We start from the raw sequence: 25,764 nt of genomic DNA, 5'->3' as shown, positions 1-25,764 counted from the left end.
TAATGTATTTACGCTACATCAAAACGGTCTGCATTCATCACTTTAGACCACGCAGCGATAAAATCATCAACAAACTTCTGCTTGTTATCGTCTTGAGCATACACTTCAGCATACCCTCGAAGAATCGAATTAGAACCAAAAACAAGGTCTACTCGGGTTGCGGTCCATTTGACTTTGCCGCTATCTCGTTCACAGATTTGATACAGATTTTTGCCTGCTGGTTTCCATGAATAATTCATATCGGTTAGGTTTACAAAAAAGTCGTTGGTTAACGCCCCCTCTTGTTCGGTAAATACACCATGTTTAGTATTATCATGGTTAGTACCTAATACGCGCATTCCGCCAACTAATACTGTCATCTCATGTGCGCTAAGCCCCATCAGTTGAGTACGGTCTAGCATTAACTCTTCAGCACTGACAGAATAGTCATTTTTAAGCCAGTTACGATAAGCATCGTGAATAGGCTCTAGCACATCAAATGATTCTGCATCGGTCATTTCAGCAGTGGCATCACCACGACCAGGCGTAAAGGGTACAGACACCTCACTACCCGCAAGCTTAGCGGCCTTTTCAATACCGACATTACCTGCAAGCACAATAACATCAGCCAGACTTGCACCGCTTTGCTCAGCAATAGGTTGTAATACGCCAATCACTTTAGATAAGCGTGCTGGTTCATTACCCTGCCATTGATTTTGTGGTGCTAAACAAATACGAGCGCCATTGGCCCCACCACGAAGATCGGACGCTCTAAATGTACGTGCACTGTCCCAAGCTGTGGCGACCATTTCACTGATAGTTAAGTTACTGGCAGCTATTTTGTTTTTAACCGACTGGACATCGTAATCCGTTTTACCTGCTGGAATAGGGTCTTGCCAAATTAACGTTTCCTCTGGAACATCAGGACCAATATAACGGGATTTAGGTCCCAAATCACGGTGAGTTAATTTAAACCATGCTCGAGCAAACACATCAGAGAAATAGGCAGGATCTTTGGCAAATCGTTCGGTGATTTTACGATACTCAGGATCCATTTTCATGGCCATATCGGCATCAGTCATTATTGGATTACATTTAATCGATGCATCTTCAACGTCAGCAGGTTTATGCTCGTCTTTTATGTTTACAGGCTCCCACTGCCAAGCGCCGGCAGGACTCTTTTTAAGCTCCCAATCATAATCTAGCAGCATATCAAAATAGCCATTATCCCACTGGGTTGGATTTGTCGTCCAAGCCCCTTCTATACCGCTAGTAACTGTATCACGGCCTATGCCGCGCTTGGTTTTGTTTAACCAGCCAAAACCTTGGTCTTCAATCTCAGCACCTTCAGGCTCAGCACCTAATAACGCAGCATCACCATTACCATGGGCTTTACCTACAGTATGGCCGCCAGCCGTTAATGCTACGGTTTCTTCATCATCCATAGCCATTCTGGCAAAGGTTTCACGCACATCTTTGGCTGTTTTAAGTGGGTCAGGATTACCATCAACTCCCTCGGGATTGACGTAAATAAGCCCCATCATCACCGATGCCAGTGGATTAGCTAAATCACGCTCTCCAGAGTAGCGGCTATTCGCTTTATCACTGGTGGCTAGCCATTCTTTTTCAGCGCCCCAATAAATATCTTTCTCTGGATGCCAAATGTCCTCACGACCAAAGGCAAAACCAAATGTTTTTAGCCCCATAGATTCATAAGCGATTGTGCCGGCGTAGGCGATTAAATCAGCCCAACTTAACTTGTTACCGTATTTTTTCTTAATCGGCCAAAGTAGACGACGCGCTTTGTCCAAGTTACCGTTATCTGGCCATGAATTTAATGGGGCAAAACGTTGATTACCGGTACTTGCTCCGCCTCGACCATCGGCAATGCGATAGGTACCTGCCGCATGCCAAGTCATACGGATCATTAATCCGCCATAATGGCCCCAATCTGCAGGCCACCATGATTGACTGTCAGTCATGAGGGAATGAAGATCTTTTTTAAGCGCACCAACATCCAATTTTTTAACTTCATCTTGATAATTGAAATTGAGTCCCATCGGATTGGTTTTAGTATCGTGCTGATGAAGAATGTCTAGATTTAACGACTTAGGCCACCACTCCATATGCGACATATCACTTTGTGTCGCACCACCGTGCATCACTGGGCATTTACCTGCTGACATTGTGTGTCTCCTGTTGGCTACTTAAAAAAGCATTTAATTGTGTTGTGTCAGTAACATTGAAACTCTACTCTTTAAAACACGTACGCGGACTAACTACGCACTAAGTTATCATCTATATACTCAATGACATGGGACTAGGATCAAAAAAACCAACCTTTATCAAGCATTAACCTTAGTTAATGTGCTAAGGATTTCAATATTTTTCCATTAAATATCTACATATAAACCGCTAAACACATTCAAACGACCCGCCTTACTAGACTAAAGTCTAACTTTGATCTGATTTTGCGCTAATCTCGATTTATTTAGGCACAAAGCAATGGAATACCAGATAACTTTTCTGTTACATTGATTCAATCTTCAAGCGCAACAACGAATATAAAAGCCATGAAGCTAGAAAATTTAAATATTATTATTGCCGACGACCATCCCTTATTTCGCAACGCCTTACGACAAGCATTAAGTTTGACGTTTAATAACACCCAATGGTTTGAAGCTGACAGTGCTGACGCATTACAGAAATTGATGGATATGACTGATGCTCCGGTTGACCTCATTTTGTTAGATTTACAAATGCCAGGTTCACACGGATATTCGACGCTTATCCATTTACGCAGCCATTATCCTAACATTCCTGTTGTGGTCATTTCCGCACATGAGGACATCAATACCATTAGCCGTGCTATACATTATGGTAGTAGTGGCTTTATTCCTAAATCGTCATCAATGGAAACCTTAGCAGAAGCCTTAAATGCTGTGTTGTACGGTGATATTTGGTTACCCGCAGGTACTCAAATTTTACCGGTAACCGATGATGCAACAGATCAAATGGCAGGCCGACTTTCGGACTTAACCCCGCAACAGTATAAAGTGCTACAAATGTTTGCCGAGGGCTTATTAAATAAGCAGATAGCCTATGATTTTGGCGTGTCTGAAGCGACCATTAAAGCCCATGCTACGGCTATTTTTCGTAAACTTGGGGTTCGTAACCGTACTCAAGCAGTTATAGCCTTACAGCAACTTCTTATGGATAAGGTTAATTTGTCTTGATTGAATTAGCGCATTTACCCTTTTCTCAAGCGTGTGAAAATAACAAACAACCCATTTTAGATATTATAGCGCCACGATTAAACCAACCACTTAATTTATTGGAAGTGGGTACGGGTACAGGTCAACATGCGGTATTTTTTGCCAATCAATTACCGCATATTTATTGGCAAGCCAGCGACCAAGTCATTAACTTAAATCATATCAATGCCCGTATTAAGCACGCTAATCTGGTTAATTTACCCACGGCAATTGCCTTAGATGTTAGCCAGCAGTGGCCGAAGCAAATATATGATGTTATTTATAGTGCAAATACCTTACACATTATGAGTCGGCAGTTAGTTGAAGCTTTTTTTATCGGCGTAGGACAAGTCACTCAAATTAACAGCCAGGTATTCATCTACGGGCCATTTAATTATCAGGGCCAATTTACCAGTGAGAGTAATGCAAATTTTGAGCAATGGCTTAAACAGCATAATCCCCTTAGCGGAATACGAGATATAGAATGGATACTCGCATTAGCCAAAGCACAACAATTAACCTTAATTAACGACTTTAGTATGCCTGCCAACAACCGTTTATTGCATTTTATCAAGCGATAATTTCAACAGTTGAATCACTTACTTTTTCGAATGAAAACAGTTAAGTTACTGCACAGCCTTAATCCACCACCAAGTTGAACACAAGGAAATACATTATGGGTTCAGTGACCACCAAAAAACATCAAAATGGTCTTGATTATGTCGAGGTTAATACCGATTTATGCCAAGCACGTATCTTTCTTCAAGGGGCACAAATTGACCAATTCACCCCAACTGGCAAAGCACCATTATTATGGGTATCAGCAGCAGACGATTACCAACTAGGTAATGGGATCCGCGGCGGTATCCCCGTTTGTTGGCCATGGTTTGGTATGAGTGACACGGCTGGTTTTCCACAACACGGCTTTGCCCGTACTCGATTATGGAGTCTCGACTCTGTCAATATGCATGATCAAGTCGTGGATTTAATATTTAGCCTAAAGCTCACCGAACAAGACCGTCAATACTGGCCGCATGATACCGAGGTCAAAGTCCTGTTCACCCTAAGCGACACCTTATCAGTCAGTATTGTTAATAAGAATAATGCTAACTATCCTGTCAGCTTAACCCAAGCATTACACACCTATTTACCCATTGATGATATTCATCAATTGTTAGCCTCAGGTTTTGAGGGGGCAAAATATATAGAATTTGGCCAGGGTCCTTATCAGCAACTTGATGATAAAGTGAGCTTTGATAAAGAAACTGATCGAGTCTACACAGATTTATCGTTAGTTCAGCGCTTACATACGCCAACAGGAACTATCGAAATAAGCCGAGAAAACAGCCAATCAGCTGTATTGTGGAATCCGTGGATAGAAAAATCGACTCGCCTTTCTCGTTTTAAAGCAGATGACTACCTCACTATGGTGTGTTTAGAAGCCGCCAATGTATTGGATGACAAAGTGACCTTATCCCCAGGAGAAAGTCATACCCTTACAACCCGTATTCGCTGGGTGTAATCGGTTAATGCTGCATTAATTCAGCAATAGATAACATTACTTTTAAGCCAGAGTTTGATACGCTGGCTTTTTATTTAACTACTTGAAGTGTTAATGATTAAAGGCATATTCACCGTTAAGCGAGTATTACTCCTTTTGCTGCTGATGATTATCGGTGCAGCTTGGTATGTCAGCCACAATATTCATCCTATCAGTGTCAAGGTGCTTAACAAGCTGTTATCACCCTATGATATTCAAGTACTGAGCTTAGATACACAGTTAGTATCGATCAACCAACTGCGCATCCCTAGGCTTATCTTACAAATAGAAGACAGTTACATTGCCATACAAGGTTTTGAACTGACCCTAACCGACACCCTTGCTATAGCACAAAAACAACAACTCGACCCTAGTGACATAGTTAAGTTGAGCAGTAAAAGTGTTTATGTTGATTTAGGCGCGAGCTTTTTTAATCGTCAAAATCAACAAAAAACCGAGTCCAGTGCGGTGTGGCAATTAGTATTTAACCAAATTCCCGATATTGATTTAGGTGAAACGTTAATTCGCTTACCCACTTTACCCGTAGCTGGGTCCGGATCTGAATTAACCACGGCTAATGGCGTTACAAATACCTTTCGACACAGTTTAAAAATGGATAGATTCACACTTAACCCACAAGGCGCTTTATCTACCCTGTGGCGATTCGATGACAATGAATTGTTTAACGTTAATGCGCAAATAATGCCAACACACTTACAGTTAACCACTAAGTTGAACCTAAAACAAAGTCAGCTAGGGTTAAATGCATTGTCAGACTATTTGACGGCCGCAACGACCACCCTTCAAACTAAAAATAGTCAGCAGATAAATAACAGCATGATTGTTGAAGCCCAACAACAATTAACCACTATTTTAGCTCCTTTTAATCAATACCAAATTGATATTAATGGCGATTGGCATGCTGACACCTACATTAACTTAACCAAGGGTGAAATTTATTCTGTTAATCATTTCAGCGCATTAAAGGTTCTGTCGCAAAAGTTTGAACACCTAGCATTTAATGTCCCTGATGACTTTAAAATTGAGGTTGATGTTAAACAACAACTGGTTCCAGCAGCAATGCACCAAGTTGCGCAAAATGTTTTTGCAGCCAAAATCAATATCGCTCCTTTTAAACAACAAATCAGTTTTAACCGTCCACAGCTTAATCAACTTCTGAGTAAATTGTTTCCCCTTGATATAGCATCCCAACTTAGTGTGTTTATCGAAGGCTTGAAAATTGATCAACGCGATACCACAAACAATATTAGTTTAGCCGTATCAGTGCCAAACTCTAGTCTACTGTGGCTGCCTTTAACCTCTGCTGAGCCAAGTGATCATTTGAGTGGTATGGCTAACACTGCGGTGCCTATCAGCTTTTCGACCCCTGAAATTATTGCCAGTGTCTCAGGCAGTATCATCGACAATCGTTTTCGCATAGCTAACGTTCAGGTAAATGATTTAGGAGAAATTAACATAGTTCCTTCTATTGAATTAGCTACAACTCAAGCTATTGATCTAGTCAAACTATTTGCGCCATTAACCCAACCACCTTTAGCGCTAACATTACCCTTCAATGAATTCACATTGTCAAAAACTCATTTAACCTTAGCCGCTGAGTTTGAACGCTTGTTAAGCCGCAGCAATATACACAAGAATGCACAAAATGAGATAAATGCAGGCTTTATCGATAAGCTCACAATTCAGCCGTCAAGCCATATAATACTGTCTCAATTAAACGTGAAAAAAATTCACCACAAAAGTGAATTACCAACAAAATCAATAGTAAAACAACCAGGTTCGCACACCTTTACAAGTGCTGACGTTAGCATTAAGTTCAAACAACAAAGTACCCTTAAGTCGACAGCGGAGATCACCCAGTTTACCGTTTCGCCATTACAAGTTGAGCTAAAAAAAGTCAGTGCTGTCGCCATTGACCCTTTTGGTAAACGCCAATCATTAGCGGTTAAAAACATCCAACTTGATTGGCTATCACAGACTCGTTTTACGCTGCAAGAAAATACCACTGACAATCTTTTTGAACACTTGTTAACACAAGCCAGCCAACACCAAATTAACAGTCAGTTAAACCATATAAAATTCAGTCAAACATTGGTAAACCAGAAAAAGCAAACATTGCTTAACTTGGATAATATCAGCCTGAAACAGCACGTATCTGTGAATAAAGGCTTAATTCAAAGCCAAGATCAATGGCAATTTGATAGCATCAATGCCACCAGCCAGCACTTCTTGCAGCCTAAATATCAATCGCTAGCAGGACAATGGCTGCTAGAAACCGATATTAGCCAAGCATTACCTACCATCAGTAAGAATCAACCAATTGCACCGGTTTAAACATCGCAGGTCATGTTAAGTTAGCGAGCAGCTATTCAATGAGCGAGCAGGATGGAATACAATATTTTGAAATGTTAATCCAGCCTCAGTTAATCGATTTAAACCTCGATTACATCGACTATTATATTTCAGACTCTTCGGTTAACACTCAATGCCAGTTTAATTGGCAACAAAGCATTGAAGACTCAATATCAACAAGTCAACTGACATGCCCTGAAACAAACATTAATATCGCAAAAGGCCGTGCAGGATTACTGTTTAGCAATTTGAAATTACAAGCTAATATTGCACTCAATATGGACCTGGCTAAACCACTGAAGAATTGGTTGCAAAAGCTGACCGGACTAAGTGAAACAGATATTAAAATGACTCTTAGAGGCGATGCTTTGGAGGGACAGTTCTTTGTACCTGAGTTTGTTTTCAAACTGCATGATAAATCCCATGGCTATTTACTTTTACAAGGCTTAAGTCTTGAACAGTTGCTTGAGCAGCAACCGCAAGTGGGAGTATATGCTGATGGTTATTTTGATGGCGTTTTACCTGCAGAGTTTATCAACGGTGAACTGACTATTTCAGGTGGGCATATCGCTGCACGACAACCTGGTGGTCTGATTGAAGTGGAGAATAATGAAGCAGTTGAACAATTAAAACAGTCTCAGCCTTATCTGAAATTAGTCTTCGATGCTTTAGAGCATTTAAATTATCAGCAGTTATCTGGGAAATTTGCTATGCGTTCTAATGGCGATGCACAAATTAATGTTGCCATTAAAGGTAAAAGTCGCGATATTGCTCGCCCCATTCACCTTAATTACACCCATGAAGAAAATTTGATTCAATTGTATCGCAGTACTCAAATTGGTAATCAGCTACAATCGAATATAGAGAAGTCCGTTAAATAAGGAAGACACTGTGAAACTTGCCGCCCTGTTTGCTTCAACTTTGATGTTAATCAGCTTAGTTTCAGCCTGTACGCCCACGGTTAGAATTGAGCCATCAGACAAGCCTATTGTAATCAATTTGAACGTTAAAATTGAGCATGATATTAGAATAAAAGTGGATAAAGAACTCGATAGTTTATTAGAAAACGAGCAGCTATTTTAATAGGAATTAAACATGAAATGTACCTTACCTGCCCTATTAGTCAGCTTGCTGCTCAGTTTCAACGCATGGGCAATTACCTTACAAGATGCTAAAAATAACGCACTTGTGGGTGAACAAATTAACGGCTATTTGGCTGTGATTAAAAGCTCTGCCGAGATTGACGCATTGGTCACTGATATTAATGCTAAACGTTTACAACATTATCAACGGATAGCTCAAAAAAATGGCCTCAGTACTGCCAGCGTAGCCAAACTCGCCGCAGAAAAAGCCATTGAAGCGGCTAACACAGGCCATGTCTATCAGGATAAACAAGGTGTGTGGCACACCAAGTAAACACACCAGATCATTTACAAGCAAGTACTTTACTATTACTGCTACTGCCAAAGTAATATTGATGTAGGATGTTGAACGTTAAATAATCTGTAGACTTACATACAGTGATTCAAACAAAAGTGACATAAACACAGCGATCTAAACTCTGAACAAAAAATTCAACTTAAGTCGCTGATATAATACTATTAATCTAAAACATCTACACTTTAAAATGGACTCAACTAAAATGGAATTTACGACCTGGCTAGCAATTTTAATTGCTGGCAGTTTTATGGCTATTTACTCTGATCATAGATCTAATCCAAAAACCATTACCAAACACTCTTCATCTACGCCAAATTATCAACTGGTAAACCCATTCATCGCTTTTCCATTATTCAGTGTTTACTTTTTTGATCTCCCTCATTGGGATAAAGCGTTAATTTTAGCCAGGGTAAGTATTGGTACAATATTATTAAACTTTCTAGTCGATAAATTTTACCAGAAAGATAATCAGTGGATCTATCAACTCAATATTTTTGCCGGCCCAGCAATAATAAATACCTTAATTATTTTTTTCCGTTCTGACAATGCTGAAACTGTTGCGGCAGCAACATCAAGATCTGCTGAAACCTTGATTGAACCAATATCTATAGAACCTACACTATCGTCTCTATATGCAGCTTTAGTTTACTTTGCATTATTTGTTGCACAAATGATTAACTCTCGAATCAAAACTGAAACGCAGGGGGTGATTGGTTTATTATTAATATCTGCTAATTTTGTTGTACCACACTTTACCAGTAGTTTTTGGTGGATGTTGCCAATAAGTTTCATTATTAGCATTGTCACCGCTAAAGCAGTGGCTGACGCGGCGTGTAATGGGGATAAAACGGCAGCCGGCGGGATCGGCTTTGTCTACTCATATGCGGTCATGATGATGCTATCTTTGACGGTAATTATTCACTTTATTGCAACTGTCATCGATTATTTAATCAGCTAATTGATTAGCTGACATAGTCAAAAATAACAAAGCCCAGACACTGTCTGGGCTTTTTAAAATATCCAAATTATACCGGATTAACTATATCCACAAAGTGATGTTCAATCCCAAACTTTTCAGCTAAATGTGCACCTAAAGCCTGAATTCCATAGCGTTCTGTGGCATGGTGGCCTGCGGCAAAATAATGAATATTTTGCTCCATTGCACTGTGGTAAGTACGCTCTGAAACCTCACCGCTAATAAATGCATCTACGCCCATCTGGACAGCATAATCAATATAATCCTGTGCACCACCAGTACACCAGGCAAGGGTATTAATAGGTTTGCTGCTATCACCAATATGTAACGCTGGTCTTTCTAGTACCTGACTTATGTGAGCGTTGAGTTCGCTGGCACTCATCGTTTGCATTAAGTGACCGTGCCACAATAAATCTTGAGGAACGTCAGCATAAACAGTGGGGTTTAAAATACCTAACTGCAGAGCGAGTTGAGCATTATTGCCAACGCCATGATGTGCATCTAGCGGTAAATGATAGCCAAATAAGTTAATCTCATTATCCATCAGTGCTTTAATACGTTTGTACTTCATACCGGTTAACACTTCAGGCTCATTTTTCCAGAAAAAACCATGATGAACTAGAATCGCATCCGCATTTAACGCTATCGCTTGTTCAATTAACGGTTGGCAGGCTGTCACCCCGGTGACTATAGTTCGAATACTGTCTTTACCTTGCACTTGTAACCCATTGGGAGCGTAATCTTTAAACTTAACAACATTCAAAAATTCATCTAGATAAGTTGATAGTGATTGACGTTCAATTGAATTATTGGTCATGGTGGTGGTCCATTATTGATGCAGGGATAATCATATTATTTTACAGTATCTGCTAATCAAGTGACACCCTGTAAAAATCATGAAAAATGATTCATTTGAGTAGCTTAATCCTTAAGCCTAAGATGAATTAATAATTTTCAATGGTGTCAAGGACGGTATATGAAACATTTATCACGATTTGGGATATTAATGCTGTGCATTTTTGCAGCGATAACCTGTTATGCAATGGGGTTTTCATCTGGCATTGCCGCTTTTATAGGCTTAGGAATATTATTCGAAGTGTTGTTTTGGGGACTTATCATTGTTAAAAACTGTCATTCAAATCGACGAAAACACACCTAAAACCTCAACAAGAACAAATACTGTTTAACATAAAAAATGCCCTAAATTGGACTTTTGTGTCATTTAACCTATAAAATTAGCTGAAACCAAAAAGTCAGTTAGATAAAAATAGGTTAAATTATGACAACATTATCAAAGGAAGACGTGATCAGTTCATTGCAGGCTGCATTAGAAAAACAGTCAGGCACTGCAGTTAACATCGAACAATCTGGAAGTTGGTATAAAATTGATGGTGGAAAATCAGTTCGTTTTAGTGAGCTAGAATCAATGTTAGCTGAAATGAATAGTGGTTCAAAAAGCGTCACTAAGGCGGCAACAAAATCCACAGCTACAAAACCCACAGCTAAAAAAGCCACCGCGACAAAAGCAAAACCAGCTGTCGCTAAAAAAACCTCTTCTGCATCAGTGAAGTCAGCCCTGGCGGGTGAAGGTTCAGGGTTAACCCCAAAAGAACTATGGCGTGCAAAACTTGAAAATGCTAAAGGCAAAAATACCCTGCCGCGTGGTTTTTAAATTGATTTAAATCCGATAACAAAGGCGCTTTATGCGCCTTTGTTATTTTTAAACTTTATATGTTTAAATAGATTACATTGCTAAATCGACTCTAACATAACCTTGCAAATAGACCACTCTGACTTCATCACCCGCCTTAAACGTCATGCCAGGATCAACGTCTTGAATGATCATCACCTGCGTTCCATCTTCTTGCTTAATCATCACTTCAACCAGTTTATATTCAAGATAATATTCTTGGTTGCCATATTGATTCGCAATTCCGCCACCTAATAGTGCCCCAAGCACAGTGGCAACATCTTGTCCCGAACCGCCGCCAAATTGATGACCAATCACACCGCCAACAAGTGCGCCACCAAAGGTTCGCCACCCTTGATTTTTATCGGCGACAAGCTGTTTCTCTGTGATGTTTTTAACTGATTCAACATAACCATAGAGTACTTTTTCAACGGGTACGGCTTGGTTTCTGTCGTAAGCGGCCAATACTGGCGAATTTATGCCACTGAACAGAAATATTAACAGTAAAAAACCAGATAATTTACTCGCGAAGATGTTCAACATACGCTTTTTCCGTTAACTTAATAAGTAAGGTCTATATGCTAACTATAATCAATTGTGAATTCACTGTCTTATTTAAATGAATTAATTAATTTTCCCTCACCAGAACAGGCCTTAGCTGAACCTAACGGCTTATTAGCTGTTGGAGGAGATTTATCGCCAGCAAGATTATTAGAAGCGTATTATCATGGAATTTTTCCCTGGTTTAACGCAAATGACCCCATATTATGGTGGTCACCAAATCCCAGAGCAGTATTGACTCCCAAACTGGATTTTGGCAGTAAGAGTTTAAAGAAATATCTTAAGCAGGCTCCTTGGAGATACACAATAAATCATGCATTTTTGGATGTGATGGCGGGATGTGCCCAACCACGAGCCGATCAAAATGGCACCTGGATCACCCCAGAAATTCAAATGGCTTATTACGAGTTGCACTTACTAGGGTTCGCTCATTCGTTTGAAGTGTGGGATGAAGATCGGTTAATTGGTGGTCTATATGGTATTCCAATGGGTAAAGTTTTTTGCGGTGAATCTATGTTTCATCGCCAAACCAATGCATCAAAAGCAGCATTTACTATGTTAAATCAACATTTAGCAAAGCATGACTTTGCGCTTATTGACGCGCAATTAGTCAATCCACACTTACTTAGCTTAGGTGCTGTGGCGATGAGTAGAACATCATTTTTGACGACGTTAAAACAACATAGAGATCAAGATGTTTCACCTAAAATATGGCTCAAGCAAGAGGTAAAATTTGAATTCTAAATCTGTCACTGTAGGAATTAGTAAACCTTTTGATTGTAGCTATATAGAGGGCAATCAAGAGCAACTACTGGTTATTCAAGAGTCTCATCTTGATGGGCAATTGTTTGAACAATTACTTGCAATGGGCTTTAGACGCAATGGTAATGCGATTTATAAACCGCGTTGCCCTGCCTGCCAAGCCTGTCAGTCTATCCGTGTGCCAGTGCAAACATTTGTCTTGTCAAAACGTCAAAAACGCACCTTAAAACAAAATCAACATCTGCATTGGAAAGTCGTCGAAAACCGCACTACAGCGCATTATGAATTATATGACCGCTACATAAGCGCACGTCATCATGACGGTCCTATGTATCCACCTTCACAAGCTCAATTTGATGATTTTTTATTGTGTGAATGGTTACCCTCAACCTTTATCGAACTCTATGATCAAGATAAATTGATTGGCGTTGCTGTAACAGATAATCTTGCTCACAGCTTATCGGCTATTTACAGCTATTTTGATCCAGACTATGAAAAAAATTCATTAGGTTCTTTGATGATTTTAATCCAGTGCCAGCTAGCAAAATCTCTAGGTAAACATTTTGTCTATTTGGGTTATCAAATCGATGAAAACCGTAAAATGTCTTATAAGCGCCAATATCGTCCTTACCAAATCTTAACCACGGATGGTTGGCAAAATGAAGAGCAACTTAGGCCGTTATCTTGTTAACGGCCTTTACAGCAAGGCGTTTTTGCGGCATGATACGCCCGATTTTCATATTTGAAGGCTAATGGGATAATTTATTAATGGCGAAAGAAGACAACATTGAAATGCAAGGGACTATCCTTGAGACCTTGCCCAACACAATGTTCCGCGTAGAGCTTGAAAATGGACATGTGGTGATAGCCCACATTTCTGGCAAAATGCGCAAAAACTACATCCGTATTTTAACGGGTGATAAAGTCACTGTTCAGTTGACTCCTTATGATTTATCTAAAGGACGTATCGTCTTCCGCGCACGTTAATGATTATAGTTTTCGTATGAAAAAAAACCGACTCTTATGTCGGTTTTTTTATACCACGTTGACGATATTGCAGCTCAAAAATTTACTCGTATTCTGGTTTAATTTTTCATATAACAAGAACACATCCACATGATGGCAAAGCAATAAAAAAGATGGCAGTTGCCATAATGCCGATCAGTTAAGAACTGAAGTGATAAAAAATATACCGATCTATTGACCGATCCTTTTAGTCTGCCAAAATCCGATAATCTTTATTATCGGATTTTTTTATGGAACTTTCAGAGGCACTTGCTCGCACTTCAATTAACCGACTCACCGAATTTTCATCTCTTGCTGATGTCCTTGAACCCGATATTATTCAATCTTGTCTAGACTCCAATGGTGTTACCACATTAAGACGTCGAAAACTACCCATGGACGCTATGGTTTGGGCTGTTATTGGGATGTCTTTATTTCGCACTGAATCCGTTCGTCAATTGATTAACAAGCTTGATATTGTGCTGCCACAAGAGGTTGATTATGTGGCGAGAAGTGCTGTCACACAGGCCAGAAAAAAGCTTGGCAGTGATGTGGTTCGCGATATATTTCATCGCTCAGCGGCCACATGGCATCAACGTGCTGAACATCCTCATTGGTGCGGTTTGAACCTCTTTGGCGTTGATGGCGTAGTCTGGAGAACGCCTGAAACGAAAGAGAATAGTGCAGCTTTTGTGCGCACAGCAAACAAATCAAGTGAGTCTGGTTACCCTCAAGTGCGCATGGTTTGTATGATGGAACTAAGTAGTCATTTACTGGTTGATAGCGTCTTTGACAGTGTGGCTGAAAATGAAATGAACTTAGCGGCTAAGCTTATCAAAAGTGTACCCGACAACAGCTTAACCTTGTTTGATAAAGGCTTTTACTCGCTAGGCTTATTACACGATTGGCAGGCTAAAGGCGTTAACACCCATTGGTTATTACCGTTAAAAAAAGGCACTCAATATGAAACAATCCGCAGTTTAGGTAAGCACGATAAGCTTGTCAGGTTAAGTACAACGCCTCAATCGAGAAAGAAACGCCCTGAATTACCATTAACAATAGAAGCCAGATTAACCACTCGTCAGATAAAAGGTAAACAGGTCAACATTCTGAGTTCAATGCTTGATGTTATGGCCTATCCGGGTGCAGAAATAGTTGATTTATATACACATCGCTGGGAGATAGAGCTGGGTTATCGAGAAATGAAACAATATATGTTAGAAAGTCGATTTACGCTGAGAAGCAATCTTCCAGAGTTAATAAATCAAGAGCTATGGGGACTATTATTAGCTTATAATTTAATACGTTATAAAATGATTTTAATGGCGAAATCGCTTAAAAATGTATTTCCAAATCAGCTGAGTTTTCGAGATGCTTCATCTCATATTATCAATCAACTCACTAATATGCCGTTATATGCACCAGGAAATGTTCCGAGGTTTATTTTAGATATAGAGAGAAATGCCAAGCAGTTTAAGCTGGAAGGAAAACGAGAAAGAAGTTATCCAAGGTGCTTAAAAGTCAGTAAAAATGGCTACCCAGTCGCAAAAATAAAAAATGCCGCTCACCTTAAGTGAACGGCATTAGGCAGTTGCCATCTTTTTATCAAACCTACAGTATTTATGTATTAAGATACTTTTTCAGGTGTTTCACATTCGATATAAATCTCACCGTCTTTAACGTCAATATGCGCAATGCCACCAGCTTCAAGTTTACCAAATAGGATTTCATCCGCTAATGGGCGTTTAATCAATTCAGTGACCACACGGCTCATTGGACGAGCTCCCATGTCTTTATCGTAACCTTTCTCGGCAAGTAAGGTACGCGCTTCATCACTGACCTCTAAGGTGACACGTTTATCATCTAGCTGAGCTTGAAGTTCAACTAAGAACTTGTCGACCACTTTGGCAATCACGGTTAAGTCTAAATGGTTAAACCACACAATCGAATCTAAACGGTTACGAAACTCTGGTGTGAATACCTTATTAATTTCGGCCAGTGCATCCTGGGTATGATCTTGCTGCTGAAAGCCAATTGATTTACGAATGGTTTCTTGTACGCCGGCATTCGTTGTCATCACTAAGGTGACATTGCGAAAATCAGCTTTGCGACCATTGTTATCAGTTAACGTACCGTGATCCATGACCTGCAGTAATAAGTTATAGACTTCAGGATGGGCTTTTTCAATTTCATCCAATAATACGACACAATGTGGGTTTTTAATCACAGCATCGGTCAGTTGACCACCTTGATCGTAACCGACATACCCTGGAGGCGCGCCGATCAAACGCGATACCGCATGACGCTCCATGTATTCAGACATGTCAAAACGAATCAGCTTTAAACTTAACGCTGCGGCTAATTGATTGGTCACTTCCGTTTTACCCACCCCTGGTAGGACCAGCAAATAAGAAACTACCGACAGGCTTTTTATCACTGCCTAAACCGCTACGAGACAAACGGATAGCCGCTGATAAGCTCTCAATAGCCTTATCTTGACCGAAAACCACCATCTTAAGGTTACGTTCAAGGTTTTTAAGCAAGTCCTTGTCAGACGACGATACCGACTTCTCAGGAATTCGCGCTAACTTAGCGATAATGGCTTCGATTTCAGCTTGGCCAATGGTTTTTTTGCGTTTACTTGCAGGCATCATCACCATGCGTGCGCCCGCTTCATCAATCACGTCAATGGCTTTGTCTGGCAAGTGGCGATCATTAATGTGCTTAGCGGATAAAATAGCCGCGCTGCTAATTGCCGCTTGGGTGTAACGTACACCATGATACTCTTCGTATTTCGACTTTAATCCCATTAAGATTTTTGTGGTTTCAGCGACCGAAGGCTCATTAACATCAATTTTTTGGAAACGGCGCGCCAATGCACGATCCTTCTCAAAAATACTTTGATATTCTTGGAATGTGGTTGAGCCCATGCAGCGTAATTTACCACTAGATAATAATGGTTTAAGCAAATTAGAGGCATCCATCACGCCACCTGAAGCGGCGCCAGCACCAATAATGGTATGAATTTCGTCGATAAATAGAATCGCATGTTCATCAGCGGCTAGCTCTTTAAGCAAGCCTTTAAAGCGTTTCTCAAAGTCGCCACGGTATTTAGTGCCCGCTAATAGTGAGCCCATGTCTAACGAGTAGACAGTGGCATTAGCCATCACTTCAGGCACTTGTTTATTAACAATACGGTAAGCTAATCCTTCAGCAATAGCGGTTTTGCCGACACCTGCCTCACCCACTAACAAAGGATTGTTTTTACGACGACGACATAAAGTTTGTACCGCACGCTCAACTTCCGCATCACGGCCAATTAAGGGGTCAATAACACCATCTATTGATAACTGATTTAGGTTGGCTGTAAATTGCGACAACATGCTGCGATCTTCAGACGACTCTGATTGTTCATCTGAGTGTTCACTACCTCCATCATCGGCTTTTTCTTCATCTTTTGAAAATCCGTGGGAAATATAATTGACCACATCTAAGCGAGTGATTTCACAACGACGTAATAAATATACCGCCTGTGACTCTTGCTCACTGAAAATGGCAACCAAAACATTGGCACCAGTGACTTCATTACGCCCAGATGATTGCACATGAAATACCGCTCGTTGCAGAACACGCTGGAATCCCAATGTTGGTTGAGTTTCTTTGTCTTCAGCACTATCTGCAATAATTGGCGTGGTTTGTTGAATAAAATTATGCACTTCTTCACGAAGTTTATTAATGTCAGCCCCACAAGCAATCAACGCCTCATAAGCTGCGGGGTTGTCTAATAGCGCTAATAATAAATGTTCTACCGTCATGTATTCATGACGCGAATCTCTAGCTTGCTGAAACGCTAGGTTCAAGGTGACTTCTAAGTCTTTGTTCAGCATAAGCACCCCCTCAAATTAACCACAAACTGCAGAGTAAGATTATTATGTCTTAAGCTACACTATTATCTATCTAATCTTTCTCTAAACTACACAGTAACGGATGTTGGTTTTCTCTTGCAAACTGATTTACTTGTAACACTTTAGTTTCAGCAATGCCAAATGGAAAAACACCACAGAGTCCTTTTCCTTGATGATGAATAGCTAACATAATATCAACTGCTTGCTGTTCATTCTTATCAAAAAAACGTTGTAACACTTCAACTACAAAATCCATTGGTGTGTAATCATCATTATTTAGGACTACCTTATAGAGGTTGGGCCTTTGTATGTCTGATTCAACTTTTTCTTCAACTTTTTCAATGCTGCCTATTTTAGTCATGCTTTAATACTAGCCTCTCATTTCAATACCGACCACATGATAATAATAAATTAACTTAATGTTGTCTTTTTGTTAATTTCCGCTTGACTTCTTTTCGTACAAATTTCATTCTGTTTGCCAGGCGGCGTTTAAAGACCGCTGAATAATAAGTTTTACTATCTTACTGGTAAGTAGACAAAAGAAGGAAGTGGAAGTATGGCAAGCGGAACTGTTAAATGGTTCAACAACGCCAAAGGATTCGGGTTTATTTGCCCAGATCTGGGTGGCGAAGATGTATTTGCGCATTATTCAACTATAGAAATGGAAGGTTACCGAACGCTTAAAGCGGGTCAACCAGTTTCTTTTGAAATAGAAGCAGGCCCTAAAGGGATGCATGCTTCAGCCATTTCACCAACTAATTAGTTGGATGGAACTATAAAGCAAAAAGACAGGGATTTTAATCCCTGTCTTTTTTATTTTTAGTAAATAAGCGAATAACAAACAAAAACGCGCCCAATTGAGGCGCGTTTTTCAGTTTAAATATAAGCTTATGCCAAAATAAAACTGTTTAACGTTTTGCTTGGACGCATTGCTTGCTCAGCTTTAGCGGCATCTAAACGGTAATATCCGCCTAAATCAACTGCTGGACCTTGTGCAGCATTAAGTTCAGCAACAATCACTGCTTCATTTGCTGATAAGTCTGCTGCTAGTTGAGTGAACTTAGCGGCAAGTACTGTGTCAGTTGTTTGTGCAGCAAGTGCTTGTGCCCAATACATTGCTAAGTAGAAATGTGAGCCACGGTTATCTAACTCGCCCACTCTACGTGAAGGGGACTTGTTACAATCAAGGAATTGACCGATAGCCACGTCTAATGCGTCTGCAAGAACCTGTGCTTCTGTATTGCCCGTTGTTTGGCTTAGGTGCTCAAGTGAAGCTGCAAGTGCTAAGAACTCGCCTAAAGAATCCCAACGTAAGTGGTTTTCTTTTTCAACTTGTTGAACATGCTTAGGCGCTGAACCACCCGCACCTGTTTCAAATAATCCACCGCCGTTCATTAATGGCACGATAGATAGCATTTTAGCACTGGTACCTAATTCAAGAATTGGGAACAAATCTGTTAGGTAGTCACGTAATACGTTACCGGTAACAGAAATAGTATCTTCACCTTTGATGATACGATCTAATGTAAAATGCGTAGCATCAACTGGTGACATAATACGAATATCTAAACCTGCTGTGTCACTGTCAGCTAAATAGGTATTCACTTTCTTGATTATCTCAGCATCGTGAGCACGGTTGCTGTCTAACCAAAATACCGCTGGAGTATTGCTTAAACGTGAACGCTTAACCGCTAACTTAACCCAGTCACGAATTGGAGCATCTTTTACTTGGCACATGCGGTAAATATCGCCCGCTTCAACCGCGTGGCTCATGATGACATCACCGGCTTGATTGATAACCTTAACGGTACCAGCAGCTGTGATTTCAAATGTTTTGTCGTGGCTGCCGTATTCTTCTGCTTTTTGCGCCATCAAACCGACGTTAGGTACACTACCCATTGTCGTTGGATTGAATGCACCATTGGCTTTACAGAATGCGATAGTTTCTTGATAAACACCCGCATAACAGCGATCTGGGATCATTGCTTTAGTGTCTTTCAATTGACCATCTGGCCCCCACATTTGGCCTGATGAACGTATAGCAGCTGGCATAGAAGCATCAATAATGATGTCACTTGGTACATGTAAGTTAGTGATACCTTTATCAGAATCAACCATTGCTAATGCTGGACGTGCTGCATAAACCGCTGCAATATCAGCTTCAACTTCAGCACGTTGTGCATCAGGTAAAGATTTAATTTTGGCATATACATCGCCAAAACCATTATTAACATCAACACCTAACTCAGCAAATAAGGCACTGTGCTTGTCAAATACGTCTTTAAAGAACACTTTAACTGCATGACCAAATAAAATCGGATCAGATACTTTCATCATGGTCGCTTTCAAGTGAAGCGATAATAAAATGTCTTCTGATTTAGCGGCTTCAATTTCATGGGTATAGAATTCAATTAATGCTTTCTTACTCATCACAGCAGTATCAATCACTTCGTCAGCTAATAACGCTAAACCTGATTTTAATACTTGTTCACTACCATCGGCTTTAGCTAATACAATACTCACTTTATCCGCAGCGGCTAAAGTCACTGATTGCTCGCTACCATAGAAGTCGCCTGCTGACATATGTGCAACGTGTGACTTAGAATCACTTGCCCACTTACCCATTGAATGTGGGTTTTTCTTGGCATAGTTTTTCACTGATGTCGGTGCACGACGGTCAGAGTTACCTTCACGTAGTACAGGGTTTACGGCACTACCTTTGATTTTGTCATAACGTGACTGAGTTTCTTTCTCAGCATCCGTTTTAGGCTCATCTGGGTAATTTGGAATGTCATAGCCTTTAGCTTGAAGCTCTGCAATACAAGCTTTTAACTGTGGCACTGACGCGCTGACGTTAGGTAATTTAATAATGTTAGCTTCAGGCTGATTAGCTAATTCACCTAACTCTGCTAATGCATCAGCAATTTTCTGATCTGCTGTTAATTTTTCAGGGAAGTTAGCAAGCACACGACCAGATAAAGAAATATCACGTGTTTCGACTTTAACGCCTGCGGCATTAGTAAAGGTACGAATAATAGGTAACAGAGAAAGGGTCGCTAATGCTGGCGCTTCATCGGTTTCAGTATAAATAATCGTTGGAGAGTTATCTTTCATGGTTTTTCCTACATTATTGTAAATTAATAATTTGTTAGAATCTTTTTGGTGCGGATATGAAGTCGATTTCACGGTTAAGTCATCAAGCAAGATGTTAATCTAAATCCATTGATGAAATGAAGTCGAGCCAATACAAGCCGTCAGTGAGTACCCAATCAATGTGCATCACCAAGCTGTATTTTTTGTCTCAACGTTTGTGAAATCCCCTATCCCATTTTTTATTTTTATTAGTACTTATTGCATTGCCTTAGATACCAAGCAATGAAAAATCGGCTACTGGTCTTTACGTCTTATCAATTTTTAACAGCTAAAATTTATACCGAAAAATCAACAATCCTTAATACAGCCAACCCACTTTTGAAAAAATTAGGTGTAGTTCACAATTTTCAGGCCAACATCATAGAGCATTCTGAGTAATATTCAAATTCCACTTATGGCGAATAAGCAGTAAACTTGTTGCTGTTCATTTTATTTTACTGTTTTGATACAAATTAACCTTAAGCTAATCCTTGGTTTTCAATTGGCCGATTTTACCTTAGGCTTAATTGACTCATTTGCATAAACACACAAAGGTTTTCAATTCTCATTATGGCGCTTCCTGCAAAAAAACAATCGACTCGAAAACCGTTCAACAGTAAGCCATCAAAATCTGATTCGGCTTTTTTGGTTGATAAAAAACAGATAAATAACAAACCTTCTTTTGCGTCATCTCGTCAGTTAAAAGTAAAGCCGAGGCCGTCAAACCCGATCATTGTATTATTTAATAAACCCTTTGATGTGTTATGCCAATTTACTGATGAAGCCGGCAGACAAACCTTAAAAGATTTCATCTCCATAGCCGATGTGTATGCCGCCAGGGCGCTTAGATAGAGACAGCGAAGGATTATTACTGCTGACTAATGATGGCCAATTACAGGCAAAAATTACCCAACCCAACCAAAAAACATTTAAAACCTATTGGGTACAAGTTGAAGGCGAACCCACCCAAGAAGCAATTACCGCGCTGCAATTAGGAGTTGAATTAAAAGACGGTAAAACTTTACCCGCCAAGGTACGTTTAATGCCAGCACCAGATGTATGGCCACGAACACCACCGGTAAGAGAGCGTAAAGCAATCCCAACCAGTTGGTTAGAAATTCAAATATGCGAAGGAAGAAATCGCCAGGTACGCCGTATGACGGCACATGTGGGTTACCCTACACTTAGATTAATCCGTTATAAAATAGGTCAATGGTGTTTGGATAACCTTCAAAGTGGTGAATTCTCGGTACTGCCCGCCAGCAGTAAATAATGGTAATTAAAGCGGCATACCAAAGCAGAGTTGTAGTTATGACAGTCGCGATCACTCTAAGAGAAACTTTATGAACCAGCGATATAAGCCCAACACCACTGTGGCGACAATCATTCATTGCAGCGGTAAGTTTTTATTGGTTGAAGAATGGATTGATGGACAAATACGCTATAACCAGCCAGCTGGGCACCTAGAAGCTAATGAGACCATAATAGCCGCCTGCCAACGTGAAGTACTTGAAGAAACTGGCCTTAGTATTACGCCATCGGGCTTAGTGGGCATTTATCAATTTACCGCCAGTAATAATGTCGCATTTGTCAGGTTCAGTTTTTGTGTTGAACTACCTGTACAGGTAACGGCTATTCCACAAGACGCCGCTATTACTCGTACCCACTGGTTTACCCGCGATGAAATAAGCTCAAAATCGACTCAAATGCGCAGCCCACTAGTGCTTAAATCTATTGATGACTTTTTAGCGCAACAAAACCAACATTTCCCGCTAAACTTGCTCAATGCTGACTTCTTTTAAATGCTATATACCAGAAGCAAACTAACCCAGCTTCAAGATAGCCCCAAAGACTAAGGCGTGATAGAATATGCGCCGCAGAATTTGCACAATTTCCCTTTTTGAAATGCTTTAAATAAGCGTTTCATTGATACACAGACGGTTTATAGGATCTATGACATCAATCACACCCACTAATGGTAAAAAAGTCATCGTTGGCATGTCCGGCGGTGTGGACTCTTCTGTTTCAGCTTACCTGCTAATGCAGCAAGGCTATGAGGTTGAAGGTCTGTTTATGAAAAACTGGGAAGAAGATGACACTGATGAATATTGCGCTGCCAGTGATGATCTTAAAGACGCACAAGCGGTTTGCGACAAGCTCGGCATTACACTGCACACTGTCAATTTCGCCGCTGAATATTGGGACAACGTATTTGAGTACTTTTTAGCCGAGTATAAAGCTGGCCGTACGCCTAATCCTGATATCATGTGCAACAAAGAAATTAAATTCAAAGCATTTCTAGAATTCGCTGATGAAATTTTAGACGCTGACTATATTGCAATGGGCCACTATGTGCGCCGCCGTGATAATGCTGACGGCACAACCCAAATGCTCCGTGGTGTTGATGGTAATAAAGATCAAAGCTATTTTTTATACACGCTTAGCCATGAACAAGTCGCGCGTAGCTTATTCCCTGTCGGTGAGCTAGAGAAACACCAGGTACGTGATATCGCCAAAGAAATGGGCTTAATTACCCATGATAAAAAAGACAGTACCGGTATTTGCTTTATCGGTGAACGTAAATTCACTGACTTCTTAGCCACTTATCTTCCTGCATTACCAGGTAACATTGAAACCGCTGAAGGTGAAGTCATTGGTACTCACCAAGGTTTGATGTACCACACTTTAGGTCAACGTAAAGGGTTGGGGATCGGTGGCTTAAAAAATAGCAATGACGACCCTTGGTATGTGGTTGATAAAGATCTAAACCGCAATGTATTGGTAGTCGGTCAAGGTGGTCATCATCCACGTTTAATGTCTGTTGGCATGATAGTAAATCAATTAGATTGGGTAGACCGTAAAGGTCCTGCAGATGCTAGCCGTATCAGTGTAAAAACCCGCTACCGTCAACATGATGTTAACTGCCAAATCAAACACATTAACAATGACACTATCGAAGTCATTTTTGATGAACCTGTAGCCGCAGTTACCCCAGGTCAATCAGCAGTATTTTATGATGGTGAGGTTTGCTTAGGCGGCGGCATCATTGATAATTTAATTAAGAAATAGGTAAGCCAAACAGTGACTGACAATATATTATATGAACGCACTATGGCTTTTGCAGGTATTTTACAAGCCATCGGGCAAGTACAATATATCGCCCGCCATGGTGAAAGTGACGAGAAAGCCCTCGCGGCAAGTCTTAATACTATTTTGGTGACTAACCCTGATGGCATAACCGATGTATATCCAGATAAAGACTTATTGGATAAAGGCTATCAGCTTATTCAAAACCAACTTGGTGATGGTAGTAATAAAGACGTTGAAACCACGCGTTATCTGGTTGGCGTATTAGCATTAGAACGTAAGCTATCTCGCTCACCTAATGGTTTAGGTATGCTTGCTGAACGCATTAGTCAAGTGCATCGTCAGCTGCACCATTTTGCCATTACCGATGAACAAGTATTGGCTAATTTTGCCAGTATTTACAGTGATGTTATTAGTGCTCTAGGGCCTAAATTACAAATTTCGGGTAATCCAGCATTTTTAAAGCAAACTCATGTGCAACATAAAATCCGCTCATTATTATTATCGGCTATGCGCAGTGCAGTACTTTGGCGCCAATTAGGCGGCAAACGTCGTCATTTAGTGTTTGCTCGTAAAGCAATATTTGACATGGCTGTCAGCAGCCAACAAAAATAAATAATTCGAATCACCCTACAATATAAAAGTTCATCAAGGAGCTTCAAATGGATCTTTCAGCACTAACTGCTATCTCGCCGGTAGACGGTCGTTATGGTAGTAAAACCGCCTCATTAAGAGGGATTTTCAGTGAGTTCGGTCTTACTAAGTACCGCGTACAAGTTGAGATAAACTGGTTAAAATTGTTATCGAGCTGTCCTGAAATTGAAGAAGTGCCACCGTTCAGTGAAACGGCACTGGCGTTATTAGACAGCATAAAAGATAACTTCAGTGAGCAAGATGCATTACGTGTTAAAGCCATTGAAAGCACCACTAACCATGATGTTAAAGCGGTTGAATACTTCATTAAAGAACAAATTGCTGACAATGCTGAATTAGTCGCAATTGATGAATTTGTTCACTTTGCTTGTACCTCAGAAGACATCAATAACTTATCGCACGGGTTAATGTTAAAAGAAGCACGTGAATTAGTACTTGTGCCTCAGTGTCAGCACATTATTGATGCAATAAAAAAATTAGCCCATGACAATAAAACCGTGCCTTTAATGTCACGTACCCATGGCCAACCTGCCTCTCCTTCTACCTTAGGTAAAGAAATGGCTAACGTGGTTGTGCGGTTAGAGCGCCAATTGAAGCAAATTCAAGCCGTCGAAATTATGGGTAAAATTAATGGTGCAGTAGGTAACTACAATGCCCATTTATCTGCATACCCAGAAGTAGATTGGCATGCATTATCACAACGTTTTGTGACCAGTTTAGGTATTCATTGGAATGCTTACACTACTCAAATTGAACCGCATGATTATATCGCGGAACTATTTGATGCTATCGCACGCTTTAACACCATTTTAATCGATTTCGATCGTGATATTTGGGGTTATGTTGCGTTAGGTCACTTCAAACAACGTACGATTGCCGGTGAAATTGGTTCGTCAACTATGCCGCATAAAGTTAACCCTATCGATTTTGAAAACTCTGAAGGTAACTTAGGCATCGCTAATGCGTTAATGCAACATTTAGCCGCCAAATTACCGATATCTCGCTGGCAGCGTGACCTTACCGACTCTACGGTTTTACGTAACTTAGGTGTTGGTATTGCGCATTCATTAATTGCATATCAAGCGACATTAAAAGGCATTAGCAAGCTAGAAGTTAACGAAGCGCACCTACGAGCTGAATTAGACGCTAACTGGGAAGTCCTTGCTGAGCCAGTACAAACCGTTATGCGCCGTTATGGTATTGAGAAGCCATATGAAAAACTGAAAGAATTAACACGTGGCAAACGTATTGACGCCCAACAGTTAGCAGTATTTATCGACGGGCTTGAGCTACCAGCTGAAGTGAAAATCGAACTTAAAAAAATGACCCCAGCTAATTATATTGGCCGTGCAGAAGCCTTTGTTGACGAACTAAAGTAACGCGTCAACTGAGGTTGGTTAACCTCA

Annotated in this window: 24 protein-coding genes and 2 pseudogenes; 20 read left to right on the top strand and 6 right to left on the bottom strand. The window is 40.4% G+C overall.

Annotated elements, in window-relative coordinates:
* Nucleotides 1-8: 8 nt before the first annotated feature.
* Entirely contained in the window at nucleotides 9-2,165 is a 2,157-nt protein-coding gene (gene katG / locus L0B17_RS10010) for a catalase/peroxidase HPI (RefSeq protein ID WP_235084491.1), read from the bottom strand.
* Between the two features lie 387 nt (nucleotides 2,166-2,552).
* Between katG and L0B17_RS10005 the strand changes: the two genes are divergently transcribed.
* The 8 genes from L0B17_RS10005 to L0B17_RS09970 all read left to right on the top strand — a co-directional run bounded on the left by L0B17_RS10005 (nucleotide 2,553) and on the right by L0B17_RS09970 (nucleotide 9,544).
* On the top strand, nucleotides 2,553-3,215 hold the full coding sequence (locus tag L0B17_RS10005; RefSeq protein WP_235084490.1) for a response regulator transcription factor: 663 nt from the start codon (nucleotides 2,553-2,555) through the stop codon (nucleotides 3,213-3,215).
* Nucleotides 3,215-3,814: a DUF938 domain-containing protein gene (locus L0B17_RS10000; protein ID WP_235089735.1), complete on the top strand. Its 600-nt coding sequence runs from the start codon at nucleotides 3,215-3,217 to the stop codon at nucleotides 3,812-3,814. The genes L0B17_RS10005 and L0B17_RS10000 overlap by 1 nt, the downstream gene beginning before the upstream one ends.
* Before the next feature lie 95 nt (nucleotides 3,815-3,909).
* A complete protein-coding gene (locus L0B17_RS09995; protein WP_235084488.1) occupies nucleotides 3,910-4,755 on the top strand; it encodes a D-hexose-6-phosphate mutarotase in 846 nt (281 codons plus the stop codon).
* A 93-nt stretch (nucleotides 4,756-4,848) separates the two neighbouring features.
* The gene (locus tag L0B17_RS09990; protein ID WP_235084485.1) at nucleotides 4,849-7,128 is read left to right on the top strand and encodes a hypothetical protein; all 2,280 of its coding nucleotides are present in this window, start codon (nucleotides 4,849-4,851) and stop codon (nucleotides 7,126-7,128) included.
* Nucleotides 7,129-7,166: 38 nt separating this feature from the next.
* A complete protein-coding gene (locus tag L0B17_RS09985; protein WP_235084484.1) occupies nucleotides 7,167-8,027 on the top strand; it encodes a YdbH domain-containing protein in 861 nt (286 codons plus the stop codon).
* A gap of 43 nt (nucleotides 8,028-8,070) precedes the next feature.
* The gene (locus L0B17_RS09980; protein WP_235089734.1) at nucleotides 8,071-8,229 is read left to right on the top strand and encodes a YnbE family lipoprotein; all 159 of its coding nucleotides are present in this window, start codon (nucleotides 8,071-8,073) and stop codon (nucleotides 8,227-8,229) included.
* A gap of 12 nt (nucleotides 8,230-8,241) precedes the next feature.
* Nucleotides 8,242-8,562 carry a YdbL family protein gene (locus L0B17_RS09975; RefSeq protein WP_235084481.1) on the top strand — a complete coding sequence of 107 codons (321 nt, stop codon included), beginning with the start codon at nucleotides 8,242-8,244 and terminating at the stop codon, nucleotides 8,560-8,562.
* A gap of 226 nt (nucleotides 8,563-8,788) precedes the next feature.
* Entirely contained in the window at nucleotides 8,789-9,544 is a 756-nt protein-coding gene (locus L0B17_RS09970) for a hypothetical protein (protein WP_235084478.1), read from the top strand.
* A gap of 67 nt (nucleotides 9,545-9,611) precedes the next feature.
* Here the strand turns inward: L0B17_RS09970 and L0B17_RS09965 are convergent, their stop codons facing one another.
* Nucleotides 9,612-10,364 (bottom strand): Nif3-like dinuclear metal center hexameric protein, encoded by a 753-nt coding sequence (locus L0B17_RS09965; protein WP_235089733.1) that lies wholly within the window; start codon nucleotides 10,362-10,364, stop codon nucleotides 9,612-9,614.
* 174 nt (nucleotides 10,365-10,538) lie between these two features.
* On the opposite strand from L0B17_RS09965, the gene L0B17_RS09960 reads away from it, so the two are divergent.
* Both L0B17_RS09960 and L0B17_RS09955 read left to right on the top strand, forming a co-directional pair.
* The gene (locus tag L0B17_RS09960) at nucleotides 10,539-10,721 is read left to right on the top strand and encodes a hypothetical protein (protein WP_235084477.1); all 183 of its coding nucleotides are present in this window, start codon (nucleotides 10,539-10,541) and stop codon (nucleotides 10,719-10,721) included.
* A 120-nt stretch (nucleotides 10,722-10,841) separates the two neighbouring features.
* Nucleotides 10,842-11,234, top strand: coding sequence for a hypothetical protein (locus L0B17_RS09955; protein WP_235084474.1), 393 nt, complete (start codon nucleotides 10,842-10,844; stop codon nucleotides 11,232-11,234).
* A gap of 72 nt (nucleotides 11,235-11,306) precedes the next feature.
* Here L0B17_RS09955 and L0B17_RS09950 read toward each other — a convergent pair whose 3' ends face one another.
* Nucleotides 11,307-11,795 (bottom strand): glycine zipper 2TM domain-containing protein, encoded by a 489-nt coding sequence (locus L0B17_RS09950; protein WP_235084472.1) that lies wholly within the window; start codon nucleotides 11,793-11,795, stop codon nucleotides 11,307-11,309.
* 54 nt (nucleotides 11,796-11,849) lie between these two features.
* Here L0B17_RS09950 and aat point away from each other — a divergent pair, with 54 nt between their 5' ends.
* The 4 genes from aat (at nucleotide 11,850) to L0B17_RS09930 (ending at nucleotide 15,157) form a co-directional block, all read left to right on the top strand.
* Nucleotides 11,850-12,557 (top strand): leucyl/phenylalanyl-tRNA--protein transferase, encoded by a 708-nt coding sequence (gene aat / locus L0B17_RS09945; protein WP_235084471.1) that lies wholly within the window; start codon nucleotides 11,850-11,852, stop codon nucleotides 12,555-12,557.
* Complete coding sequence (locus tag L0B17_RS09940; RefSeq protein WP_235084469.1) at nucleotides 12,547-13,266, top strand: arginyltransferase; 720 nt, start codon at nucleotides 12,547-12,549, stop codon at nucleotides 13,264-13,266. Before aat ends, L0B17_RS09940 begins: the two co-directional genes overlap by 11 nt.
* Nucleotides 13,267-13,343: 77 nt before the next feature.
* On the top strand, nucleotides 13,344-13,562 hold the full coding sequence (gene infA / locus L0B17_RS09935; RefSeq protein ID WP_011496276.1) for a translation initiation factor IF-1: 219 nt from the start codon (nucleotides 13,344-13,346) through the stop codon (nucleotides 13,560-13,562).
* A 269-nt stretch (nucleotides 13,563-13,831) separates the two neighbouring features.
* Entirely contained in the window at nucleotides 13,832-15,157 is a 1,326-nt protein-coding gene (locus L0B17_RS09930; RefSeq protein ID WP_235084467.1) for an IS4 family transposase, read from the top strand.
* Between the two features lie 50 nt (nucleotides 15,158-15,207).
* Here the strand turns inward: L0B17_RS09930 and clpA are convergent.
* Nucleotides 15,208-17,467 (bottom strand): annotated as a pseudogene (gene clpA, locus L0B17_RS09925) (ATP-dependent Clp protease ATP-binding subunit ClpA).
* A 70-nt stretch (nucleotides 17,468-17,537) separates the two neighbouring features.
* Complete coding sequence (clpS, locus tag L0B17_RS09920) at nucleotides 17,538-17,846, bottom strand: ATP-dependent Clp protease adapter ClpS (protein WP_235084466.1); 309 nt, start codon at nucleotides 17,844-17,846, stop codon at nucleotides 17,538-17,540.
* Nucleotides 17,847-18,041: 195 nt separating this feature from the next.
* Here clpS and cspD point away from each other — a divergent pair, with 195 nt between their 5' ends.
* A complete protein-coding gene (gene cspD, locus L0B17_RS09915) occupies nucleotides 18,042-18,248 on the top strand; it encodes a cold shock domain-containing protein CspD (RefSeq protein WP_235084464.1) in 207 nt (68 codons plus the stop codon).
* A gap of 125 nt (nucleotides 18,249-18,373) precedes the next feature.
* Here the strand turns inward: cspD and L0B17_RS09910 are convergent, their stop codons facing one another.
* Nucleotides 18,374-20,599, bottom strand: a complete 2,226-nt coding sequence (locus L0B17_RS09910) for an NADP-dependent isocitrate dehydrogenase (protein WP_235084463.1) — start codon at nucleotides 20,597-20,599, stop codon at nucleotides 18,374-18,376.
* Between the two features lie 588 nt (nucleotides 20,600-21,187).
* On the opposite strand from L0B17_RS09910, the pseudogene L0B17_RS09905 reads away from it, so the two are divergent.
* From L0B17_RS09905 to purB, 5 genes and pseudogenes are all read left to right on the top strand, one after another.
* Nucleotides 21,188-21,890, top strand: a pseudogene (locus L0B17_RS09905) (rRNA large subunit pseudouridine synthase E).
* Between the two features lie 70 nt (nucleotides 21,891-21,960).
* A complete protein-coding gene (locus tag L0B17_RS09900) occupies nucleotides 21,961-22,419 on the top strand; it encodes an NUDIX hydrolase (protein WP_235084461.1) in 459 nt (152 codons plus the stop codon).
* 151 nt (nucleotides 22,420-22,570) lie between these two features.
* The gene (gene mnmA / locus L0B17_RS09895) at nucleotides 22,571-23,686 is read left to right on the top strand and encodes a tRNA 2-thiouridine(34) synthase MnmA (protein WP_235084460.1); all 1,116 of its coding nucleotides are present in this window, start codon (nucleotides 22,571-22,573) and stop codon (nucleotides 23,684-23,686) included.
* 42 nt (nucleotides 23,687-23,728) lie between these two features.
* A complete protein-coding gene (hflD, locus tag L0B17_RS09890; protein ID WP_235089729.1) occupies nucleotides 23,729-24,319 on the top strand; it encodes a high frequency lysogenization protein HflD in 591 nt (196 codons plus the stop codon).
* 47 nt (nucleotides 24,320-24,366) lie between these two features.
* On the top strand, nucleotides 24,367-25,737 hold the full coding sequence (gene purB / locus L0B17_RS09885; protein WP_235084459.1) for an adenylosuccinate lyase: 1,371 nt from the start codon (nucleotides 24,367-24,369) through the stop codon (nucleotides 25,735-25,737).
* Nucleotides 25,738-25,764: the final 27 nt, after the last annotated feature.

The organism is Shewanella sp. OMA3-2 (assembly GCF_021513195.1).
Lineage (GTDB): Bacteria > Pseudomonadota > Gammaproteobacteria > Enterobacterales > Shewanellaceae > Shewanella.
This window is presented reverse-complemented; position numbering and strand designations above follow the sequence as displayed.

What these genes read in the sequence shown, in the direction of transcription:
- L0B17_RS09955 (WP_235084474.1), top strand. Translation starts at nt 10,842, where the DNA reads ATGACAACATTATCAAAGGAAGACGTGATCAGTTCATTGCAGGCTGCA.
- L0B17_RS09980 (WP_235089734.1), top strand. Translation starts at nt 8,071, where the DNA reads ATGTTAATCAGCTTAGTTTCAGCCTGTACGCCCACGGTTAGAATTGAG.
- L0B17_RS09975 (WP_235084481.1), top strand. Translation starts at nt 8,242, where the DNA reads ATGAAATGTACCTTACCTGCCCTATTAGTCAGCTTGCTGCTCAGTTTC.
- purB (WP_235084459.1), top strand. Translation starts at nt 24,367, where the DNA reads ATGGATCTTTCAGCACTAACTGCTATCTCGCCGGTAGACGGTCGTTAT.
- L0B17_RS10005 (WP_235084490.1), top strand. Translation starts at nt 2,553, where the DNA reads ATGAAGCTAGAAAATTTAAATATTATTATTGCCGACGACCATCCCTTA.
- L0B17_RS09995 (WP_235084488.1), top strand. Translation starts at nt 3,910, where the DNA reads ATGGGTTCAGTGACCACCAAAAAACATCAAAATGGTCTTGATTATGTC.
- L0B17_RS09930 (WP_235084467.1), top strand. Translation starts at nt 13,832, where the DNA reads ATGGAACTTTCAGAGGCACTTGCTCGCACTTCAATTAACCGACTCACC.
- L0B17_RS09950 (WP_235084472.1), bottom strand. Translation starts at nt 11,795, where the DNA reads ATGTTGAACATCTTCGCGAGTAAATTATCTGGTTTTTTACTGTTAATA.
- L0B17_RS09910 (WP_235084463.1), bottom strand. Translation starts at nt 20,599, where the DNA reads ATGAAAGATAACTCTCCAACGATTATTTATACTGAAACCGATGAAGCG.
- L0B17_RS09900 (WP_235084461.1), top strand. Translation starts at nt 21,961, where the DNA reads ATGAACCAGCGATATAAGCCCAACACCACTGTGGCGACAATCATTCAT.
- L0B17_RS09990 (WP_235084485.1), top strand. Translation starts at nt 4,849, where the DNA reads ATGATTAAAGGCATATTCACCGTTAAGCGAGTATTACTCCTTTTGCTG.
- infA (WP_011496276.1), top strand. Translation starts at nt 13,344, where the DNA reads ATGGCGAAAGAAGACAACATTGAAATGCAAGGGACTATCCTTGAGACC.
- hflD (WP_235089729.1), top strand. Translation starts at nt 23,729, where the DNA reads ATGGCTTTTGCAGGTATTTTACAAGCCATCGGGCAAGTACAATATATC.
- L0B17_RS09985 (WP_235084484.1), top strand. Translation starts at nt 7,167, where the DNA reads ATGAGCGAGCAGGATGGAATACAATATTTTGAAATGTTAATCCAGCCT.
- L0B17_RS09960 (WP_235084477.1), top strand. Translation starts at nt 10,539, where the DNA reads ATGAAACATTTATCACGATTTGGGATATTAATGCTGTGCATTTTTGCA.
- katG (WP_235084491.1), bottom strand. Translation starts at nt 2,165, where the DNA reads ATGTCAGCAGGTAAATGCCCAGTGATGCACGGTGGTGCGACACAAAGT.
- L0B17_RS09970 (WP_235084478.1), top strand. Translation starts at nt 8,789, where the DNA reads ATGGAATTTACGACCTGGCTAGCAATTTTAATTGCTGGCAGTTTTATG.
- mnmA (WP_235084460.1), top strand. Translation starts at nt 22,571, where the DNA reads ATGACATCAATCACACCCACTAATGGTAAAAAAGTCATCGTTGGCATG.
- clpS (WP_235084466.1), bottom strand. Translation starts at nt 17,846, where the DNA reads ATGACTAAAATAGGCAGCATTGAAAAAGTTGAAGAAAAAGTTGAATCA.
- cspD (WP_235084464.1), top strand. Translation starts at nt 18,042, where the DNA reads ATGGCAAGCGGAACTGTTAAATGGTTCAACAACGCCAAAGGATTCGGG.